This window comes from Nocardiopsis dassonvillei subsp. dassonvillei DSM 43111, assembly GCF_000092985.1.
GTDB classification, from domain to species: domain Bacteria; phylum Actinomycetota; class Actinomycetes; order Streptosporangiales; family Streptosporangiaceae; genus Nocardiopsis; species Nocardiopsis dassonvillei.
The window spans coordinates 1,563,256-1,579,432 of the sequence record NC_014210.1; the positions used below are offsets into that span (position 1 = coordinate 1,563,256).

Below are 16,177 nucleotides of genomic sequence, written 5' to 3' on the forward strand. Positions count from 1 at the left end.
CGACGGACGAGGACGACCACGATGAACGGCGCGAAGCCGACCCCCGCACGCGCGGGAGGGCGCGAGTGGCTCGGGCTCGGGGTGCTGGCCCTGCCCACCCTGCTGCTCTCACTGGACATGAGCGTGCTCTACCTGGCGCTGCCCCACCTGGCCGCCGACCTGCGGCCCTCCGGCAGCCAGCTGCTGTGGATCATGGACGTCTACGGCTTCATGATCGCCGGGTTCCTCATCACCATGGGCACCCTCGGCGACCGCATCGGCCGCAGGCGCCTGCTCATGATCGGCGCCGCCGTCTTCGGCCTGGCCTCCGTGGCCGCGGCCTTCGCGCCCAGCTCCGCCGCGCTCATCGCCACCCGCGCTCTCATGGGCGTGGCCGGAGCCACCCTCATGCCCTCCACCCTGGCCCTGATCAGCAACATGTTCACCGACCCGCGCCAGCGCGCGGTGGCCATCTCGGTGTGGACGAGCTGTTTCATGGGCGGCACCGCCATCGGACCGGTCGTGGGCGGACTCCTCCTGGAGTGGTTCTGGTGGGGGTCGGTGTTCCTGCTCGGCGTCCCCGTCATGCTGCTGCTCCTGGTGTGCGCGCCCCTGCTGCTCCCCGAGCACCGCGCGCCCGAACCCGGTCGGCTGGACCCGGTCAGCGTCGCCCTGTCCCTGGCCGCCATCCTGCCGGTCGTCTACGGCCTCAAGGCCGTTGCCGAGGGCGGGCCGCTCCTCGGACCGCTCGCCTCCCTCGCCTTCGGGCTGGTCATGGGCGCGGTGTTCGCCCGCCGCCAACTGCGCCTGCCCGACCCGCTGCTGGACCTCGCCCTGTTCCGCCAGCCCTCCTTCGGGGTCGCGCTGGGCGTGATGATGGCGGGCGCGGTCACCATGGGCGGCACGTTCCTGCTGATCAGCCAGTACCTCCAGATGGTCGCCGGGCACTCCTCGCTGGTCGCGGGGATGTGGCAGGTGCCCCCGGCGCTGGCGATGATCGCCGCCACCATGGCCGGAGGGCCGCTGGCCGCGCGCGTGGGCCGGGCCAACGTCATCGGCGGCGGCATGCTGGTGACCGCGTCGGGGTTCGCCCTGCTGTTCCTGGTCCCCGTCGAGGGCGGAACAGCGCTCGTGGTCGCCGGGCTGCTGCTGGCCTCGGTGGGGCTGGGGCCCGGCGCCGCCCTGGTCACCGACATCGTGGTGGGCTCCGCGCCCAGGGAGAGGGCCGGGGCCGCCGCGTCGATGTCCGAGACCAGCGGGGAGTTCGGCGTCGCCATGGGCGTGGCCCTGCTGGGCAGCCTGGCCTCGGCGGTCTACCGCGCCGAGGCCAGCGTTCCCGAGGGCCTGCCCGAGGAGGCGGGCCAGACCCTGCCCGCCGCCGTGGCCGTGGCCGCGGAGCTGCCCGCGGGCCTGGCCGAGAGCCTGCTCGGTCCGGCGCGCGAGGCCTTCACCTCCGGCATCAACCTGGTCGGGGTGATCGGCTGCCTGGCCATGGCCGTGTTCGGAGTGGCCGCCGTGGTCCTGCTGCGCCCCGCGCCGTCGGGGACACCGCCGGAGCGCGAACCGGCGGAGGCACCGGTGGACGCCGAGGGGGAGAGCGCCGCGGACACGCCCGAGGCCGGGGCCGCGAGCGCCCCGGCGCCCGGACCGGCGGGCGGCTGACGGGAGGGGAACCGGTGGCGGTGGGCCCCGCCCGAAAAACGGTGGCGGCAGAACCGCCGCGGGCCGATGAGTCCGCGCACCCCGGCGAGTCAGTACGGGTGAGCGGCACCGAGCACCGGATCTGGACCCGCCCGGGACCGAAGGCCCCCGGCAGGGGTCCCGGACCCGGCGGGCCCGGGACCGGCGGTGCCGACCGGCACTGCGGCCCGCACCCGATGACGCGGACCCGGACACCACCCGGAGGACATCATGGAACGCCCCAACCTCGACGGCATGCTGCTCGCCACCACCGACCCCGACCGCCTGCACGACTGGTACGCCGACGTCCTCTCCCCCCAGGACGACATCGACATGGACGGCTACCGCGTCCTGCGCCTGGGCACCTTCCACCTGCTCATCGACCGCCGGGACGACGTCGCGCCCAGGGCGGGGGACCCGACCCGCATGATCCTCAACGTCGACGTGGACGACGCCCGCGCCGTCGCCGCCCGCGTGGACGCCCGGGGCACCGGGTGGCTCGCGCCCCTGGAGGACCGCGACGGCAGCCTGTTCGGCACCGCCGTCGACCCCGACGGCAACCACGTCCAGATCATCCAGCTCAGCGACGAGCACCGCGCCGCCATGGCGCGCGAGAGTTAGGAGAGGACCGTGTTCGACACCACCAGGGCCTTCGGCTCCTTCGCCGTCCGCGACCCCGACCGGGCCAGGGAGTTCTACGGAACCACCCTCGGGCTCACGGTCGGGCCCGTGGAGGGCATGGAGGAGCACGGCCTGCTCAGCATCGACCTGGGGGAGGGGCGGGCGGTCCTCGTCTACCCCAAGCCCGACCACGAGCCCGCGGGCTTCACCGTGCTCAACCTCCCCGTGGACGACATCGACGCCGTCGTGGACGAGCTCGCCCGCCGCGGCGTCGGAACGCTCCGCTACGAGGGCTTCGACCAGGACGGCAAGGGGATCTCGCGGGGCGTCCCGACGGTGGCGTGGTTCGCCGACCCGTTCGGGAACGTGTGTTCTGTCATACAGGAGGCGTAACGTGACGGTCGTGGTGGAACACGCGTCCGACCAGGACTTCATGAGTGCCGCCGATCCCTACCGGCGGGAGCTGTTCGCGCACTGCTACCGCATGCTGGGGTCGGTGCACGACGCCGAGGACCTGGTGCAGGAGACCTACCTGCGCGCCTGGAAGGCCTACGACCGGTTCGAGGGCCGCTCCAGCCTGCGCACCTGGCTCCACCGGATCGCCACCACGGCCTGTCTGACCGCCCTGGACAGGCGCCGACGGCGGCCCCTGCCCACCGGGCTCGGCGGGCCCGCCGCCGAGCCCGAGGGCGAACTGGCCGACCGCCCGGAGCTGCCCTGGCTGGAGCCGGTGCCCGACGCCCTGGTCGGCGCGGACGACCCCGGCACGGTCGTGGCCGCGCGGGAGAGCGTGCGCCTGGCCCTGGTCGCCGCGCTCCAGCACCTGCGACCCAGGCAGCGGGCGGTGCTGATCCTGCGCGACGTGCTGCGCTACAGCGCGGCCGAGGTCGCCGACACCCTCGGCGTCTCCGTCCCCGCGGTCAACAGCCTGCTCCAGCGGGCCCGCGCCCAGCTGGCCCGGGTCACCCCCGCCGAGGAGGAGGTGGCCGAGCCCCGGCCGGAGCAGCGCGAGGTCCTGGACCGGTACGTCGACGCGTTCGAGTCCTACGACATCTCGGCGATCACCGAGGTGTTCACCGCCGACGCCGTGTTCGAGATGCCGCCCTTCGCCACGTGGGTGCGCGGCGCCGGGCACATCGGCCGCCTCATCGCCGCCCACTGCCCGGCCAGCGGGCCGGGCGACATGGCGCTGGTGCCGACCGGGGCCAACGGGCAGCCCGCCTTCGCGCTGTACATGCGGGGCGGCGACGGCGTCCACCGGGCGTTCGGGATCCAGGTGCTGGAGCTGGCACCCGGGGGAGACGCGGTCGCCCACGCGGTGATGTTCTTCGACACCTCGCTCTTCCGGCACTTCGGGCTGCCCGCCGTGCTGTCCCCGCGCCGCTGAGGCGGCGGGACGCGCGGGCGGCCGTCGGCGGTCGCGGGAAGCCGGGGCCAACGCGTTCTCCGGGCGGATCGTTACCACGTTTCTCCGTGCCATGTGACACACGGTATTTCTGTGGCACGGGAGAGAAGGTGTGCTAGATTCAGTGAAGTTGCAGTCGTGATTCCCGTTGGATGTACATCTTTTTCGGGTTATTGCCGCAGTGACGGGAAAATCGTCAGACCGCGGTTTTCTTCATACTCCCGAACGAGAGGAACACCCATGGCGACCGGCAAGGTCAAGTGGTTCAACGGCGAAAAGGGCTTCGGCTTCATCGAGCAGGACGGCGGCGGCCCCGACGTCTTCGCCCACTACTCCGCGATCCAGGCCAACGGCTACCGTGAGCTCGCGGAGGGCCAGAACGTCGAGTTCGACGTCACCCAGGGTGCCAAGGGCCTCCAGGCCGACAACATCACCCTGATCTGACCGATCTGAGACTCCTTCCGGGGCAGGGGCCCGCCCTCGCGGCGGCGGCCCCTCCCCGGTTTTGTTTTTCCCGGACCGCTCTTCTGGCCGTCGTTCTCCGACAGGCGCTGGTCCGGTCCTCTGCCACGACCCCGGGTTCTCCGTGCAGGCCGTGGATCCCAAGACTCTTTCCGGCGCACACCCGGTGTCACACGCCGAAGCCCCCGAGGGCTTCCCGCCAGGCACGCGTCGGCGGCGAAAGGCCCCATATGAACCAACCCCGCACCAACACGCGTCGTGGCCGCCCCTCCGGTGGCTACGGCCGTCAGCGCCCCCACCAGTCCGGCGGCCGCCCCCAGCGCGGCGGCTTCGGCGGACGTTCGGCGGGACGCTCCTCCGGGGAGTTCGCGCTCCCCGTCTCCACCACCCCCGCACTCGACCCGGTCCACGCCTTCGAGGACCTGGAGATGCCCGCGCAGCTGAAGTCGACGCTGGCCCGCCAGGGCCTGACCACCCCGTCGGCCATCCAGGCGGCGACGCTGCCCAACTCGCTGGCCGGACGCGACGTCCTGGGCCGCAGCCAGACCGGTTCGGGCAAGACCCTGGCCTTCGGTCTGGCGCTGCTGGCCCGCCTGGAGGGCCGCGTGGCCGAGCCCCGCCGCCCCCTGGCCGTGGTGCTCGCGCCGACCCGCGAACTCGCCCAGCAGGTGAACGACTCGCTCGCCCCCTACGCCCGTTCGCTGCGCGTGCGCACGACGACCGTGGTGGGCGGCATGCCCATCAGCCGCCAGTCCCGCGCCCTGCGCCAGGGCGTGGAACTGGTCGTGGCCACCCCGGGCCGCCTGCGCGACCTGATGGAGCGCGACGACTGCGTTCTGGACCAGGTGGACGTCACCGTCCTGGACGAGGCCGACCAGATGACCGACATGGGCTTCATGCCGCAGGTCACCGCGATCCTGACGGAGGTGCCGACCGGGGGCCAGCGCATGCTGTTCTCGGCCACCCTGGACCGCAACGTCGACACCCTGGTCCGCCGCTTCCTGAACGACCCGGTGGTCCACTCGGTGGACCCGTCCGAGGGCGCCGTCTCCACCATGGAGCACCACGTCCTGCACGTGTCGCACGCCGACAAGCAGGACGCCGCCACCCGCATCGCGGCCCGCGACGGGCAGGTCATCCTGTTCCTGGACACCAAGCACGCCGTGGACCGGATGGCCAAGCACCTGCTCAACAGCGGAGTCCGGGCGGCACCGCTGCACGGCGGGCGGTCCCAGCCCCAGCGCACCCGCACCCTCAAGCAGTTCAAGGAGGGCACGGTGACCGCGCTGGTCGCCACCAACGTCGCCGCGCGCGGCATCCACGTGGACGGGCTGGACCTGGTGGTCAACATCGACCCGCCCACCGACCACAAGGACTACCTGCACCGGGGCGGACGCACCGCGCGCGCGGGTCAGACGGGCAGCGTGGTCACGCTCGTGCTGCCCAGCGAGCGGCGGGACATGGACAGGCTGATGCGGCTGGCCCGGATCGACGCGCACGTCGCCCAGGTGAGCGCCAGCGACCCCGAGCTGGCCCGGGTGACCGGCGCCCGGGAGCCCTCCGGGGTCCCGGTGTCCCTGCCCAGCGGCCCGCGGGAGGAGCCGCGCCGCCAGGGCGGCCGCGGATCGGCCTCGCGCGGCGGTTCGGCCTCGCGCGGCGGGTCGGCCTCGCGCCGCCGCGGCCCCCGCCGCCCGGCCTAGCCCGTATTCCTCGGAAACGCCCCGGGCACCGGTTCCCGGTGCCCGGTCCCCGTGTGCCCGGTCGTGGATCTCCACGGCCGGGCACACGGCTCTCTGCCCGTACCGGCCGGGCACGCCGCCCGGTTCACAGCGATCGGGCGAGCCGGAACCCCAGGTCGTCGACGCGCAGGGTCGGGTGGCTCCTGCGGCGGCACGGCGTCCAGCGGCCCCTTCGGGGGGCACCCTCCGCCGCGGGACGCGCGGTGCGGTCCGGGGACCGCGGAGCCTGCACTAGCGTTCCGGGTGGAGCAACGGTCGCCAGACCATGAGCGCGGAGGGGGCCGTCATGGCGTGGAGCACCCGTCAACTGGCCGAGTTGGCCGGAACGACCCTGCGCACGGTGCGGCACTACCACGACGTCGGCCTGCTGGCCGAGCCCGAGCGCGGCGCCAACGGCTACAAGCGCTACAAGGTCGAGCACCTGGTGCGGGTCATGCGCGTCAAACGCCTCTCGGACCTGGGGTTCTCCCTGGTGCAGATCGCCCAGATGGGCGAGGCCGACGCCTACCCCGAACAGGAGCTGCGGGCCCTGGACGGCGAACTCGCCCAGGCCATCGAGCGCCTGGAGGGGATGCGCGCGGAGCTGGCCCTGGCCCTGCGCGCGCCCGGGCCGACCGAACTGCCGCCCGACGTGGCCCAGGCCGCCGCCGAGACCGCGATGACCGAGGCCGACCGTTCCCTGACCGCGGTCATAACGCGCCTGTTCACACCGCAGACCCAGCGGGCCTTCGCCGAGCTGGTGCGGGCCCACGGTTCCTGCCCCGCCGACGAGGAGTTCAACGACCTGCCCGCCGACGCCGACGAGCGGACACGCCGCGAGCTCACCGAACGGCTGTCGCGCACCTCCCGCGCCCTGCTGTCCGACCGCCCGGAGCTGCGCATCACCCAGGCCCCGACGGCCATCGACCGGCACAAGGCCGCCCAGGCCTTCGCCACAGCGCTGAACGAGTTGTACAACCCCGCCCAGCTCGACGTCCTCAACCGCCTCTCCCGCGCGGCGGTGGCGGATCTGGAGACCGACCAGCAGGCCGACCAGCGGCCCTGAACGGCCGGGTGGCCCGCCGGGGCCCGCGGTCACCGGTCCCGCCCGGCCGGGAGGCGCGGTGAGGCGCTGGGCCGAGGCCGCTCCCGTGCGGCCGCGACCCAGCGGGGCTCAGTCCCGGCGTTCGTCGAGGTGGCGGGCGAGGAAGCGCTCGGCCGCGCGGTGGAGGTCGAGCTGGTTCTCCGGGTTGACGAACCCGTGTCCCTCGTCCTCCTTGAGCAGGTACTCCACGTCCACGCCGCGCTCGCGCAGAGCGGCGACGATGTTGTCGGACTCGGCCTTGACGACGCGGGCGTCGTTGGCCCCCTGCGCCACGAACAAGGGCGCGGTGATCCGGTCCACCCGGCTGATCGGCGAGCGGGCCAGCATGTCGGCCTCCTGTTCGGGGATGTCCGGGTCGCCGACGTAGCGGTACCAGTTGTTGGCCAGCGCGGGCCGCACGAAGACGGGTTGGTTGCGCATGAAGTTGGCCAGGTCGGAGATGCCGACGTAGTCGACGGCGGCGGCGAAGCGGTCGGGGGTGAAGGTGACCCCCACGAGCGCGGCGTAGCCGCCGTAGGAACCTCCGAAGATCGCGACCCGGTCCGGGTCGGCGTAGCCCCGCTCCACCGCCCAGTCCACGGCGTCGATGAGGTCGTCGTGCATCTTCCCGGCGAACTCGCCGATCGCGGCCTTCATGTGGGCCTTGCCGAACCCGGTGGAGCCGCGGAAGTTGACCTGGAGCACCGCGTAGCCCCGGTTGGCCAGCAGCTGCACGGTCGGATCGAAGCCCCAGGCGTCCCGCGCCCACGGGCCGCCGTGCACCAGCAGCACCATCGGCAGGTTCCTCGGCTCGACGCCCACCGGCAGGGTCAGGTAGGAGGGCAGCTCCAGCCCGTCGCGCGCGGTGATGGTGACCGGCCGCATCGGGGCCATGGCGTCGGGGTCCAGGTGCGGGTGGGGGCGGAACAGCAGCCGGGACTCCCCGGTGGAGTGGTCGTAGAACCAGGTCGCGCCCGGGGCGCGGTCGTGGGTGAAGCCCACGACCCATCGCTGCCCGCTGTCGTCACAGGAGACCGCGGCCAGGTCGCCCTCGGACAGCTTCTCCAGGTTGGCCAGCACCTCGGCGAAGTCCGGGTCCAGGGCGTGGACGACCTGGCGCTCACCCAGGTAGCGCACCCCCAGCAGCTCGCCCCGCCGGTCCCGGATCAGCGGTGAGGGAAAGGTGGGGAAGACCTGCGCGCGCGTATCGATGTCGAAGGTCGCGTGGCTGTCGACCTCGGTCTCCTCACCCGTGGACAGGTCCACGCGCACCAGGCGGGTGCGGTCGGTGCCCCGGCTGGAGCCGATCCACATCCCGGTGCCGTCCGGTGTGACCTGCGCAGGGAAGACGCCCAGCGGGTAGTCGGCGCCCTCGTACACCAGGACGGTGCTCGTGGTGTCCGTCTCGGAGTCGTGGCGGGAGATCTCGAAGTCGTTGTCGGCGTTGAGCGCGGTGGCGATCAGTTCGCCCTCCCGGCCCTGTGCCCAGACCTTTGCGGCTCCGGGGCTCTCGGCCAGCACGGTGAGCTCGCCGGTGGCCACGTCGAGTTCGTGCAGGTCGAACGCGGCGGCGTCGCGGGCGTTGAGCGAGACGGCCAGCTTCCCCGGCCGACCCCGGGACGGTTCGAAGCTGACGACCCGGGCGCCGGGGAAGGGTGTCAGGTCCACCGCGGTGGGCTCGGCGGCGTCCAGGTCGACCCGGAACAGGTGCCAGTTCTCGTCGCCGCCGCTGTCCTGGAGGTAGAGCAGCCAGCGCGGATCGTCGGTCCACTGGTAGCTCTGCACGCTGCGGGCCTGGTCCGCGGTCACGCAGCGCGGTTCGCCGTCGAGGTCTCCGGAGGGGTCGAGGCCCTGGACCCAGACGTTGAGCCGGTCCCTCCACGGCGCCAGGTAGGCGATGCGGGTGCCGTCCGGCGAGATCGTCGCACCGGCGCGCTCCGGTGGGCTGAAGAAGTCCTCGACCGGGATCAGGTCGGGCAGTGCCATGTCGTTCCTCTCGTTCGTGCTCGGTGAGACAGGCGAGCTGCGAACCAGGAGAAACCATGCCGACACGGCACACTCAAGGATCCGCGCGTGTGACGGGAGACACCTTTCCGGGTTGGGGGGAGGACGCCCGGTGTTCGTCGGGGGACAAAGTCAGTGCCAGCCGACAGTCAGGGTGATGGCGGCGGTGACGAGCCCCTGCGTGGGGCGTGACCGTTCACCGCGTGCCCGGCCGTGGGACTTCTGGTCGGGCACGCGGATCCCGGCCTGCACCGACCGGGCACGCCGCCCGGTTCACAGCGAGCGGGCGAGCCGGAACCCCAGGTCGTCTACGCGCAGGGTCGGGTGGCTCTTGCGGCGGCACGACGCCCGGCAGCCCCGGGGGTGGTCGTTCCACCCCCCGCCGCGGAACACGCGGTACGGGCCGTAGACCGCCGGGTCGTAGACGTCCCAGCACCACTCCCACACGTTGCCGATCGTGTCGTACAGCCCCCAGGCGTTGGGCGCCCGCGTCGCGACGTCACGCGCCCCGTCGCCGGAGTTGGCCCGGTGCCAACCGATGTCGTCGAGTTCTCCGTAGCGCACGCCGGAGCTCCCCGCCCGGCACGCGTACTCCCACTCCGCCTCGGACGGCAGGCGGTAGCCCCCGGCGTCCCAGTCGCAGGCCACGTCCAGCGCGTCGGGGTCGTCGCCACCGGAGTAGCAGGGTTGGAGCCCCTCCGTCCGCGAGAGCAGGTTGCAGAACCGGACGGCGTCCAGCCAGGAGACCTCGGTCACCGGTGTCCTCGGACCGGCGGCGTCCTCGGTGTCCGCCTCGTGCGCGACACCCGACCCGCCCGCGGCACCAGCCGCACCTGCGACACCCGCCACGCCCGCTGTGCCCACGGCACCAGCCGCACCAGCCGCACCTGCGACACCCGCGGACGCTCCATCGACCTCACGCGTCCCGCCAACCCCAGCGCTCCCGAGCACCCCTCCTACGACAGCGGCGTACAGATCGCGGGTCACGGGACAGGGCGCCAGCCGGAAGGCGCCGACCCCGACCCTCCAGTCCGTCCTCGTTCCCTCGTCCCGCAAGGCGATCTCTCCGGCGGGGATCTCGATCATGCGCTCCGCGAACGCGCGGTGGGGGGCGGCCCCGGGATTCGTCACGAGGTCCTTCCTACACGATCGCCGTGCGTCGGCGGCCAGCAGGTGCGTAAGGGGCCGGCGGGTACGCAAGGGGCGACGGACAGGCCCGACCGACCCTTCCCCGGTCAGGCCCTCCGGGCCGGCGCTCGTTCCCGCTCCGACACCGGACCGGTCCGCGACCGCGCCCCGGTCCTTCGCCGGGACCCGTCCTCCGGACCGCTTCCGGCCCTGCCGCTCCTGTCCCGGCCCCGGGCCCAGCTCCAACCCGGGGCCCGAACCCTCCTACGCCGCCACCCTGCGCGGGCTCCACCGCGGCGCGAGGTCGAACTCCGCCCAGATCACGCGGCCCCGGCCCTCGCCCGGCGCACCGACCCGACGGGTTCCCCAGCGCGCGGAGAAGTGGCCGATGAGCAGCAGCCCCTGACCCAGCGCGAGCTCCCGCCAGTCCTGGCCGGTCTTCGCCGGGTCCGGCACGCACGCCAGGGCGCCCGGGACCCACCGGTCCGCCACCGACAGCCGCAGGACGCGGCGGCCGCCGGGGTCGTGGCGCAGGACGAGCGTGCGCACCACCTCCGCCCCGCTTCCGCAGGGCTGGGCCCGGTCCATGGTGTTGGCCAGCATCTCGCTGGCGCACAGCACCACGGCCGCGACCAGTTCCTCGTCGGCGCCCGAGATCCGCGACAGGTCGGCGCGCAGGTCGGCCCGGGCTCTGCGGATGGCGGCCAGGCTCGCGGGGTAGCTGCGGCGCTTCCAGCGCCTGTCCAGGTCGATCGGTCGACGCGGACGTGGCAGGACGGTCATCTGTCTTCTCCTCGGTTCGTGCGACGGCCGCACGGGCGGTTCCCACCGGAACGGCCTCCGCGGTTCGTCGGGTCCTCGTGTTCTCTCGTGTCCGCGTGCCTTCGTGTCCTCGTGGGGCGAAGACCCCGGAGACCGTGGTCCCGGCCGCCCGGCGCTCCGCCCGCCCCGTCACCTCGTGGCGGCGAAGATCGTGGCCTCGTCGTCCAGCCACACCAGCTGGTGTTCGGCCGACACCGTCAGTCCGAACCGGGTGTGCGCGGGACGCCCCGCCTCCACCCACAGCAGGTGGGCCGCCTCCAATTCGTTGAACAGCCTCCGGGGGCCGTGCTGGCGCACCTCGTAGCCCCGGTCCCGGTGCCCGGGGTCGATGTGCCAGGAGGCCCACGACCAGGTCGAGGAGTCCAGCAGGTACACCGTGAACCGCGGGTCCTCGGGTCCGCCCCCGAGCCGGACGATCCGGTGCACGTCGGGCATCTGCAACCCCACCGCGAAGGCCCCGTCGGAGTCGCCGACCACCTCTCCCGGGTGCAGCCGGGAGCACGTCGTGGTGTGCTCGTCGTCGTCCGGACGGACGTAGGTCTCCAGCAGGTGGCGCGGGGTCCGGTCCGCGCGCGCCCACATGCGGTCGGTGTGCCCGGTGAACCTCCCGTGCGCGGTCCCGTGCGGGCCGACCACGAGGTCGGCCGTCACCCCGTGGTGGAAGGCGGTGCCCCACGGCGTCAGGACGCGTCCGCCGGGCTGGCACTGCGCCACCCAGGCGTAGGGGACACGCTGCACGGTCACCGCGCTGACCACCCGGTCGTAGGGCGCGCGCCCGGCCCAGCCGCGCATGCCGTCCCCGCTGACCACCAGAGGTGTGAGCCCCGCGCTCATCAGCCGCACCCGCGCCTGTTCGGCCAGCTCGAAGTCGATCTCCACCGAGGTGACGGCGTCGTCGCCCAGGAACCGCGCGAGCAGGGCGGCGGTGTACCCGCTGCCGGTGCCCACCTCCAGCACCCGCATGCCCGGCGCCAGCCGCAGCCGCTGCACCGTCTCGGCCACCGAGGACGGCGCCGGGGACGAGGACGTGGGCTCGCCGGGGCCGTAGCGGGCGCCGTCGTCGACCTGGGTGACGACGGGAACGTCGGCGTAGGCCGCCTCCAGCCACCGCAGTTCGCCGCGGTAGCGGTCCACGGGCACGCCCGTGTCGGGGTCGGCGATCTCGTCGGGCAGGAACAGGTGCCGCGGCACCGCCGCGAAGGCCCCGCGCCACTCCGCGGCCAGAGCGCCCTCCTCGACGAGGCGTTCGACCATCCTCTCGTGCGGGGGGATCATCTGCCGCACCTCCCGCACCGTCTGACGCACTGTGCGCTGACGCCCCGGGCACGCCGGGCGTGCCCGACGTGTCCGCCGTACTCGATGCGCTCGCTGTAGCCGTCAGGTCCGGAGTGTCCGGCGGACGGAGCACGCCCGGCGTGCCCGGGAGGCTCGACGCGTCCGATGTGTCCGGGGCGCCCGCTCAGGTCGTGCCTTCCGCGCCGACGGACGGGCGCGTCACTCGTGTGAACAGCACCGACACCGGCTCCGGGCCCGTGGCCCGCGCCGCCGCCGTGCCCTGCCTGTGGGGTGGAGGTCACCGCTCTTCTCCTCGGGGGGTCCCCGGCATGGACGAACCAGGGTCTTGCGTCCATTACGGGGACGGGAGTTTCCGGGTAAGGATTACTACGGAAGATGTAACGCCGTTCGTCCACGAGGACGGAATTCCGTGCCGATATACACCGGCGGTATGCATGACGAAATCCCAGGTCGGTCCACGTCTTTCCCCGTCACGGGCTTTCTGGGCCCGTGCCGACGTCCTGCGGTCGCTGGCCGAGCACGACGCCGGAGCCCTGTTCGGGCTCGTCCGACAGCACACCGGCGCCAGCCAGCAGACGATCGGCTCCGCCGTCGACATGGCCCAGCCACACGTGAGTGCGATCATGGCGGGAAGGCGCCTGGTCACCGCGCTCAGCACGTGGCAGCGCATCGCCGACGGCCTGGCCATGCCTTCCGAGGCCCGCCGGACCCTGGGCCTCGCTGATTCGGGTGACGAGTATTCGAAGGGCGTTTCCTGGACAGAATCCTCTCTGCAAGAAGGCGATTTATGGTCCGCGTCCAGAACGGCGCAGGACATCGTCGACATCACGCTGAAGGACCTGATGAAACGCAGAGACGCATTCGCGGTCGGCGGCGCGCTCCTGATGGGCGCCGCGCTGACGGAGACGCTGGAACACTGGCTGCTGCCCGGCCCGGCCGCCCCCGGCCTGGTCCGCGGCACCATCGGAGAGGCCGAACTGGGGCGCATCGAGGCCGCCACCGTGGCGCTGCGGCACTGGAACGACCGGTGGCGCCTGGGCGTGCGCCGCAAGGCCGTCGTCGGACAGCTCTCGGAGGTGTCCGAACTCGTGGAGACCCCCCAGCCCGCCTCCGTGCAGAACCGGCTGTTCGCGGTGATGGCCGAACTGTCCAAGACCGTCGCCTCGATGTCCTTCGACGCCGGCGACCACCCCACCGCGCAGCGGTACTACACCCTCTCCCTGCGCGCGCTCCACCAGGCCGGACCCGAGCACCGCCCCTACGGCGTCGGGGTCCTGGCCGACATGGCCCGGCAGATGCTCGACCTGCACCGGCCCGAGGACGCCCTGGACATCTCCCGCCTCGCGCTCGACAGCGCGGACTCCACCGGCGCGCCCGCGCTCGTCCGGGCGATGCTGCGCACGCGCGAGGGCTGGTCCTACGCGCGGATGGGCAGGTCGGAGGCCTACCGCCGCACCGTCATCCAGGCCGAGGACCTCCTGGAGGGCGCCAACGGCGAGGAGGTGCCCGACTGGGTGGGCGGCTTCGACCACGCCGAGCTGGCCGGGGTGGTCGGCGCCCGCTACCGCGACCTCGCGGTGCTCCAGGAGGACCCGGGCGCGCGCCGCAGGCACGCCGAGTCCTCCGCCGCCTACATCACCAAGGCGCTCCAGCTGCGCGCGCCCTCCGGCAAGCGCGGCCGCGCCTTCGACCTCATCGGGCTGGGCCGCACCTACCTGCTGCTCGACGAGCCCGCCGAGGCCGCCCGGGTGGTGCGCCAGGCCGCGGCCCTCGAACCCTCCCTGGGTTCGGGCAGGGTCCGCAGACGCCTGCGCGACTGGTACACCGAGTCCGCCACGCACCACCGCGACCCGCACGTGGCCGCGGTCCGCGATGAGTTATCACATACGCTGCTGCACCATCAGCGAAATGTGAAAGGGATGACGTGACTCGTATCGGAATCACCGGTCATTCGAATCTTTCCGGCGACAGCGTCACTTTGGTGCGCAAAGCGCTGGTGGCGGCACTCGACCCCCACGCCGACGACAGGCTCGTCGGCGTCTCCTGCCTGGCGCGCGGCGCCGACCAGCTCTTCGCCGAGGCCGTGCTGGACGTCGGGGGCAGACTGGAGGTGGTGCTGCCCTCGGCCGACTACCGCGAGGCCAAGGTCAAACCCGCCAACCTCGACCGCTTCGACGACCTGCTCGTGCGCTCCTCACTGGTGCGCTACATGCCGCACCGGCGGGCGGGCCGCGCCGCCTACGAGGACGCCAACGAGGCCGTCCTGGACTGGGTGGAGCTGATGTTCGCGGTCTGGGACGGCCAGCCCGCCGACGGCAGGGGCGGGACCGCCGACGCGGTCGAGGCGGCGCGGGTGAGGGGCGTGCCGGTGGAGGTCATCTGGCCGGAGGGAGTCCGGCGGGACTGAGGGCCGCCGGGGGCCGGACCCGGATCAGGACAGGGCGAGCAGGGAGCGGACCAACTCCGCGGCCGCGTCCTCCTCGCCCATGAGGACCCCGTGCATCTGCGCGTCCGCCGTGTGGACCAGGAGCGCCGCGGTCCGTTCCGGGTCCGTGCCCCCGCGTCCGCAGCGCCGCAGGTGCCAGACCAGCTCGGCGGCCAGGTACGAGCGCAGGGCCTCCACGGCGGTCACGCCCGCGGGGACGCGCGGCGCGTGCGCGTGCATCAGGGAGTGCAGCCGGGGGCGGTCGCCGTGCGCATCGGCCACAGCGGCCGCCAGCCGGCGCACCGTGTCCTCCCAGGAGGGTTCGTCCCGGCGCAGGACCTCGGCCAGCTCCTCCAGCGTGCGCCGGGTCTCCTCCACGTGCCGCTCAGCGAGGGAGTGGAGCAGGGCACGCTTGTTGGGGAAGTACTGGTACAGGGTTCCGATCGAGTACCCGGCGCGTTCGGCGACGCGGTTGGTGGTCGCCTCCAGCCCCTCCCGTTCGAAAACCTGAGCAGCCGCCTCCAGGATGACCTCCACCGTCTCCCGGGAGCGCTGCTGGCGGGGCCTTCTGCGCGGGGTATCGGGGGAGCCCCCGACGCGAGTTGTCGCGGCCGTTCGTGGAGCCGAGGATCGTGCCATGGACAATCCTTACACGGCATGGATGCCCGTCGGCCTGCGCCCGGACCCGCCGCCCCGGTGTGAGTCCACCTGGCGCCGCTTCCCGGACGCCGACGTCCACGTCGAACGGGTCGGGGAGCCGGACGCCGCACGCAGGGCCGTCCTCCTGCACGGAGCAGGAGGGCACGCCGGTCTGCTGCGGCCCTACGCCGCGGCCCTGGCCCACCGCGGGTTCCACGTGGTGGTCCCCGACCTGCCCGGCTACGGGCGCACCCGTGTGCGCCGCCGGGGAGCCGTCCGCTACGCCGACTGGGTCCGTGTGGCCGTCGGCATCTCCTCGGCCGAGCGCCAGGCGCACCAGGGGCCGCTGACGCTGGTGGGCGCGAGCATGGGCGGGCTGCTCGCCTACGACGCGGCCACCCGGACCGGGGCCGCGGACGCGGTGGTCGCGACCTGCCTGCTGGATCCGCGCGATCCGCGGGCGCGCCGCCGGATCTCCAGGTACGCCTGGCTCGGCGACGCGGCGCCTCCCCTCCTGCGGGTGGCCGCCGGTCCGCTGGCCGCGACGCGCGTTCCCGTGCGCTGGCTGGCGAACATGTGGGCGATCAGCAACCAGCCGGAGCTGACCGAGGCCGTCGTCGGCGACCCCCTCGGCGGCGGGAACAGCGTTCCCCTGGGCTTCCTGCGGAGCTTCCTGGAGTCGGCGCCCGCCGTGGAGCCGGAACGGGCTGCGGACACCACCGTCGTGCTGGCCCACCCGGCCGAGGACAGGTGGACCCCGGTCGAGGTCAGCCTGCCGTTCTTCGAGAGGCTCGCGGGGCCCAAACGACTGGTGATGCTGGACGGGGCCGGGCACCTGCCCGTGGAGGAACCCGGAGTCGGCCAGCTTCTCGACGCGGTCGTGGAGGCGTCGTCCGGCTAGGGCCTGTCGGGAA

At 73.2% G+C, this 16,177-nt stretch carries 15 protein-coding genes; 10 read left to right on the top strand and 5 right to left on the bottom strand.

Translation table 11 applies throughout. The annotated features are described in order from the left end of the window. Positions 1–21 precede the first annotated feature (21 nt). The 7 genes from NDAS_RS06285 (at position 22) to NDAS_RS06315 (ending at position 6,931) form a co-directional block, all read left to right on the top strand. Complete coding sequence (locus NDAS_RS06285) at positions 22–1,641, top strand: MFS transporter (RefSeq protein ID WP_013152305.1); 1,620 nt, start codon at positions 22–24, stop codon at positions 1,639–1,641. Between the two features lie 249 nt (positions 1,642–1,890). After that, positions 1,891–2,280 carry a VOC family protein gene (locus NDAS_RS06290; protein ID WP_013152306.1) on the top strand — a complete coding sequence of 130 codons (390 nt, stop codon included), beginning with the start codon at positions 1,891–1,893 and terminating at the stop codon, positions 2,278–2,280. Between the two features lie 9 nt (positions 2,281–2,289). Then, positions 2,290–2,673: a VOC family protein gene (locus tag NDAS_RS06295; protein ID WP_013152307.1), complete on the top strand. Its 384-nt coding sequence runs from the start codon at positions 2,290–2,292 to the stop codon at positions 2,671–2,673. Between the two features lies 1 nt (position 2,674). Further along, entirely contained in the window at positions 2,675–3,667 is a 993-nt protein-coding gene (locus NDAS_RS06300; RefSeq protein WP_013152308.1) for a sigma-70 family RNA polymerase sigma factor, read from the top strand. A 258-nt stretch (positions 3,668–3,925) separates the two neighbouring features. Then, the gene (locus NDAS_RS06305; protein ID WP_013152309.1) at positions 3,926–4,129 is read left to right on the top strand and encodes a cold-shock protein; all 204 of its coding nucleotides are present in this window, start codon (positions 3,926–3,928) and stop codon (positions 4,127–4,129) included. A 248-nt stretch (positions 4,130–4,377) separates the two neighbouring features. Next, positions 4,378–5,847: a DEAD/DEAH box helicase gene (locus NDAS_RS06310; RefSeq protein ID WP_013152310.1), complete on the top strand. Its 1,470-nt coding sequence runs from the start codon at positions 4,378–4,380 to the stop codon at positions 5,845–5,847. Between the two features lie 304 nt (positions 5,848–6,151). Next, the gene (locus NDAS_RS06315; RefSeq protein ID WP_197724875.1) at positions 6,152–6,931 is read left to right on the top strand and encodes a MerR family transcriptional regulator; all 780 of its coding nucleotides are present in this window, start codon (positions 6,152–6,154) and stop codon (positions 6,929–6,931) included. 108 nt (positions 6,932–7,039) lie between these two features. Here the strand turns inward: NDAS_RS06315 and NDAS_RS06320 are convergent, their stop codons facing one another. From NDAS_RS06320 to NDAS_RS06335, 4 genes are all read right to left on the bottom strand, one after another. After that, positions 7,040–8,935, bottom strand: coding sequence for a S9 family peptidase (locus NDAS_RS06320; protein ID WP_013152312.1), 1,896 nt, complete (start codon positions 8,933–8,935; stop codon positions 7,040–7,042). 291 nt (positions 8,936–9,226) lie between these two features. Next, positions 9,227–10,039 carry a formylglycine-generating enzyme family protein gene (locus tag NDAS_RS27815; RefSeq protein ID WP_013152313.1) on the bottom strand — a complete coding sequence of 271 codons (813 nt, stop codon included), beginning with the start codon at positions 10,037–10,039 and terminating at the stop codon, positions 9,227–9,229. Positions 10,040–10,345: 306 nt separating this feature from the next. Next, positions 10,346–10,864: an ATP-binding protein gene (locus tag NDAS_RS06330; protein WP_013152314.1), complete on the bottom strand. Its 519-nt coding sequence runs from the start codon at positions 10,862–10,864 to the stop codon at positions 10,346–10,348. A 168-nt stretch (positions 10,865–11,032) separates the two neighbouring features. Continuing rightward, a complete protein-coding gene (locus NDAS_RS06335) occupies positions 11,033–12,178 on the bottom strand; it encodes a methyltransferase domain-containing protein (RefSeq protein WP_013152315.1) in 1,146 nt (381 codons plus the stop codon). Between the two features lie 455 nt (positions 12,179–12,633). On the opposite strand from NDAS_RS06335, the gene NDAS_RS06340 reads away from it, so the two are divergent. Further along, positions 12,634–14,127 carry a helix-turn-helix domain-containing protein gene (locus NDAS_RS06340; RefSeq protein ID WP_013152316.1) on the top strand — a complete coding sequence of 498 codons (1,494 nt, stop codon included), beginning with the start codon at positions 12,634–12,636 and terminating at the stop codon, positions 14,125–14,127. After that, positions 14,124–14,606 (top strand): hypothetical protein, encoded by a 483-nt coding sequence (locus NDAS_RS06345; protein WP_013152317.1) that lies wholly within the window; start codon positions 14,124–14,126, stop codon positions 14,604–14,606. Before NDAS_RS06340 ends, NDAS_RS06345 begins: the two co-directional genes overlap by 4 nt. A gap of 24 nt (positions 14,607–14,630) precedes the next feature. On the opposite strand, the gene NDAS_RS06350 is transcribed toward NDAS_RS06345, so the two are convergent. Beyond that, positions 14,631–15,161, bottom strand: coding sequence for a TetR/AcrR family transcriptional regulator (locus NDAS_RS06350; RefSeq protein ID WP_013152318.1), 531 nt, complete (start codon positions 15,159–15,161; stop codon positions 14,631–14,633). Positions 15,162–15,261: 100 nt separating this feature from the next. On the opposite strand from NDAS_RS06350, the gene NDAS_RS06355 reads away from it, so the two are divergent. After that, positions 15,262–16,164: an alpha/beta hydrolase gene (locus NDAS_RS06355; protein ID WP_013152319.1), complete on the top strand. Its 903-nt coding sequence runs from the start codon at positions 15,262–15,264 to the stop codon at positions 16,162–16,164. The last annotated feature ends 13 nt before the right edge of the window (positions 16,165–16,177 follow it).